Source organism: Anaerosolibacter sp., assembly GCF_029240175.1.
Classification (GTDB): domain Bacteria; phylum Bacillota; class Clostridia; order Peptostreptococcales; family Thermotaleaceae; genus Anaerosolibacter.
In genome coordinates this window covers 1-4447 of sequence record NZ_JARBTM010000046.1, presented here as the reverse complement: position 1 = coordinate 4447, position 4447 = coordinate 1, and the positions used below count along the sequence as shown (strand labels likewise).

The window sequence follows — 4447 nt, the reverse complement described above, 5'->3', positions numbered from 1 at the left end:
ATATTCCCCTGCAAAGTTTACGATACCGGTTCCCAAAATGGCACCATAAAGATTGCCCATGCCACCGATAACGGTTGCCAGAAGAGCATCAATGGTCTTGGCTACTCCAAGAACCGAGGTGCTTACAAAACGCATATGGATCGCATACATGGAACCTGCTAAGCTGGCCATTGCACCGGCAACCACAGTTGATATAATTTTATAGCGCAATGTATTAAAGCCTATGAATTTTGCCCTTTGCTCATTTTCACGTATCGCTACCAGCACTCGACCTGTTGGTGAGGTTGTAAATTTCCACAAAAATATGAAAGAAAGCACCAAAAACCCTAAGGCAATATAATAGAATAGCATCTTATTCATCAAAACACTTGGAACTCTAAAAGTCATACCGTCATATCCATTGGTAATATGCCTTGCTTTTTCAGCCAGGATTACGCCAACTTGGGCGAAGGCAAGCGTAATCATGGCATAGTATGTATTCTTGACCCGCAATGATAGAAAACCGATAAAAACAGAAATGGTTATGCTTACTGCCAGCGCTATCAGTGTAGCAAGCAAGATATTACCCATTGTTGCTTTCGCATTCGCAAGATAAATCGATATTCCATATGCACCAATACCAAAGAACATCGCATGTCCAAATGATATAACCCCAGTATAACCTAATAGAATATCATAACTCATCGCAAAGACACTCATACAGAATATCAAAATCAACATGTTTTGCGTGGGGCGTCCCGTAATAAAAGGTATAACAGCCAGAATGGCTACAATAATGATTTGCAGCAGCCAGTTATTCATTAGAGACTTTCTTACACTTGGTGCTACAGTTTTAATTTGCTGCATTTATTCTGCCCCCTTTCCAAATAATCCACTAGGTTTAATTAAAAGCACAACGATCATCACGATTACAATAACTGCTGTTGCAGCATCAGGATAAACATATGCTGTATAGGAACTAGCCAGGCCAACTAATAAAGAGCTGAATAAGGTGCCGGTCAAACTTCCCATACCGCCTATAACAACAACCATAAACCCGGTCATCTGATACATAAGACCGATTTCAGGATTAATTGCTCCCAAAGCCGGAGCCATCAGAATACCACCTAAAGCCGATAAAGCAGAGCCTAGAACAAAAACAAAGCTAAATACTCTTTTTATATTTATTCCTAATACTTGGACCATTTCCGGATTTTGCACACCCGCTCTTACAGTCATACCCAATTTGGTCTTCGCCATCACTGCATTTAGGATAATAGCAACAACTAAGCCTATTACAATTAAGAAAATACGGTACTTAACAATAACAATTTCTCCTATTTGCCAGCTGCTTTGCAGTGCTTCAGGTTGAAAAGCCGGCAGAATATTGGAACCGAAAGGTATTTTAATCAGTTCATTTAATACCAGCATTAAACCAGTTGTAAGAAGGATTTGTGCTAAATGCTGCCCATAAACTCTACTTATAACCAATCTCTCCATCATATATCCCACAATTGCACCAACTACAATTGCTGCAATAATTCCAAACGTAAAGCTTCCGGTCAAGCCGAAAACAAGCACTCCAGCATAAGCGCCATACATAAAGACGGAACCATGGGCGAAATTAAGCACGCCCATAAGACCATATATCAAAGAAAGGCCGGAAGAAAGTAAATAATACATCATTCCTGTAGATAGACCGGCAATTGTCAAATTAACAAATATATCCATTTTCCTTCACCTCTGCAATCATTCTTTGGTTCCAATGCCAAGATAGCGCTTCTGCAGGACCTTATCGTTTACAAGGTCTGTCATAACACCCTCCTGGACTGTTTGACCATCATCAATTATGTAGTAGCGCTCCCCTACCTCAGAGGCCAGCCAGAAATTCTGTTCTACCAAAACTACGGTAGTATGATCCTTAATCTGTTTAATTGCATTGGCCAGGGTTTCAACCATAATAGGTGCCAACCCCTTGCTAGGTTCATCAATCAAAAGGAGCTTACTATTATTGACCAGGGAACGAGAGATGGAAAGCATTTGCTTTTGCCCGCCGCTCAAACTACCGGCCTTCAGTTTTAGTTTAGGCTTAAGGTCCGGGAAGATATCCAGTATCCAGTCCTTACGATCCAATGTTTGTTTATCTTCCTTGTACATAGCGATTTTAAAATTCTCTTCCACTGTGAGCTGGGAAAATATTCCTTGATCCTCAGGAACAAGCGCCATCCCCTTTCGAGCGATTACATATGGAGGCAAGCCATGAATCATCTCTCCATTAAACTCAACTGAACCTTGAGATGGTGGCGTCAAACCAATTATAGAGCGCAATGTGGTGGTCTTGCCTGCCCCATTACGTCCGATAAGAACTGTAACATATCCTTCAAGCACTTCAAGGTTGATGCCCTGGAGGATGTGATATTGTCCAATATATGTTTCCATCTCTTTAACTTTAAGTATTACTTTATCAGGCATTAAGACATTCCTCCTAAATATGCTTTTTGAACCTGCTCGTTTTTCATAATATCCTCAGGGTTGCCCTTCTCTAGTAATCCACCATTAAAGAGCACTACAATTTCATCGGAGAGCGAAAGAACCATGTCAATTTTATGCTCAACAAGCATAATGGTATGCTGCCCTTCTTTTTTTATTTTGCCTAATAAGTCTAGTATAATTGGAACTTCTTCCAAGGACATCCCTGCAGTAGGCTCATCCAGTAGTAAAACTTCCGGTTCTAATGCCAACACAATTGCAATTTCAAGTTTTCTTTTGTCCCCATGAGCAAGATTTAAAGCTAAAGAGTTTGCTTTATCTGATAGATTCACCTTTTTCAGCATTTCCATTGCTTTGTCCTGCAGCTCCGAGTATTTAAGGTAATGCTTAAATATAGAGTTCACACCGGACTTGGCTTGGACTGCCAGCCTTACATTTTCCAGCGCAGTTAGTTGTGGAAATACATTTGTAATCTGAAAGCAGCGACCCATTCCTAGTTTCACCCTTGCTTCGGAAGGCATTGCAGTAATATCTTGTCCTTTAAATATAACGTTTCCTTCACTGGGATTTAAAAGACCGCTGATTAAATTAAAAAATGTGGTTTTACCCGCACCGTTAGGTCCTATTATGGATGTGAAGGTATTAGGCATAATGTCTAATGTTACGTGGTCTACAGCTGTCTGACCTCCGAAATTGATTGTCAGGCCACGTGTTTGAATGATGGGTTCTCCCATGTTATATACCCTCCTAAATTAGTAGTGTAATTAGAAATATCTTACAACATTATTTTATTGTTTTCAATTTCATGCTGATGCAGAAAATTCTATTTTTATATGAAAAGGGACCGTAGGCAATCACGGCCCCTTTTCATATAAGTTTTATTTATTGTTTGTAATTGGAGGTGCAGTCTCCTCAGGTGACAATTCACGAACAAGCACCGGTACCGGATAATCAAATCCATCTTTTTTCTCCAGCTTTATGGAATATATTACCTGAAGCGCCTGATGATCCTCTTTTCTGAATGTCATTGTTCCTTTAGGAGTCTCAAAACTCATGCCTTCCATCGTAGCGATCAGTTTCTCAGCATCTGTACTGCCTTGAGATTTCTCAAGCGCTGTACAGATCGCCATAGCTGATGCAAATCCACCTGCATCAAACAGGTCAGGAACTGTATTATACTTTTCTTTTGCTGTCTTTATCATCCAGTCATTTACTTTATTGTTAGGAAGTCCATGGTAGTATACGCAGAAGCCATCCATACCTATGTTATCCCACATGGTCTTTAATGCAGCTATGTCAGGAGCCCCTGTAGAAAGCTTTATACCTTTTTCTTGAACCTTCAAATCCATAAATGCCTTCCATGGACTATTGGCACCAGCCCAAACTACGTAAACTGCTTCAGGCTTTGCAGCTATCATCTGCTGTATTTGAGCAGTGAAATCTGTAGATTCTGCCGGCGGATAGGCTTCAAATACGATTTCAGCACCAAGGTTTGCAGCTGCTAGCTTGAAAGCATCTGCACCTCCGTGTCCAAAAGCGCTGTCTGGAGCAAATATGCCTAGTTTAGCACCTTTTTTTCCGATAGCGGCTGCAGCTGCGGCAGCATCCTGAGAAGAGTTACGTCCGGTACGGAATATATATTTATTCCAAGCTGTTCCAGTTATCGCATCGGCAACGGCAGGTTCAACGACCATTACTTTTTGATATTCTTCTGCCAGCGGCACAATTGCAAGTGCATCAGAAGAGCTTGCACAGCCTACGATTATATCAATCTTGTCTTCTTCAAAGAGCTTAACAGCTTTCTGCTTAGCAACCTCTGGTTTAGTTTCAGAGTCCTCAATGATAAATTGAATCTCGGTATCTCCAATTTTATTGGTACCTTTGGTATAGTAATCCAGACCCATTTCAAACCCACGGATTGTTTGCTCACCATAAGCTTGAAGCGCACCGGTCTTGGATGTCACCATCCCTATTTTAA

The 4447-nt window shown here is 40.8% G+C and carries 5 protein-coding genes; all 5 read right to left on the bottom strand.

The window, feature by feature from the left end; all coding sequences use genetic code 11:
• On the bottom strand, positions 1–846 hold an 846-nt coding region (locus tag K0R93_RS18995), incomplete at its 3' end, for a branched-chain amino acid ABC transporter permease (protein ID WP_300304947.1).
• Positions 847–1710 carry a branched-chain amino acid ABC transporter permease gene (locus K0R93_RS18990; RefSeq protein WP_300304945.1) on the bottom strand — a complete coding sequence of 288 codons (864 nt, stop codon included), beginning with the start codon at positions 1708–1710 and terminating at the stop codon, positions 847–849. It lies immediately after the preceding gene.
• 18 nt (positions 1711–1728) lie between these two features.
• Positions 1729–2451 carry an ABC transporter ATP-binding protein gene (locus K0R93_RS18985; protein WP_300304943.1) on the bottom strand — a complete coding sequence of 241 codons (723 nt, stop codon included), beginning with the start codon at positions 2449–2451 and terminating at the stop codon, positions 1729–1731.
• The gene (locus K0R93_RS18980; RefSeq protein WP_300304941.1) at positions 2451–3203 is read right to left on the bottom strand and encodes an ABC transporter ATP-binding protein; all 753 of its coding nucleotides are present in this window, start codon (positions 3201–3203) and stop codon (positions 2451–2453) included. The genes K0R93_RS18985 and K0R93_RS18980 overlap by 1 nt, the downstream gene beginning before the upstream one ends.
• Positions 3204–3347: 144 nt before the next feature.
• On the bottom strand, positions 3348–4447 hold a 1100-nt coding region (locus K0R93_RS18975; RefSeq protein ID WP_300304939.1), incomplete at its 5' end, for a substrate-binding domain-containing protein.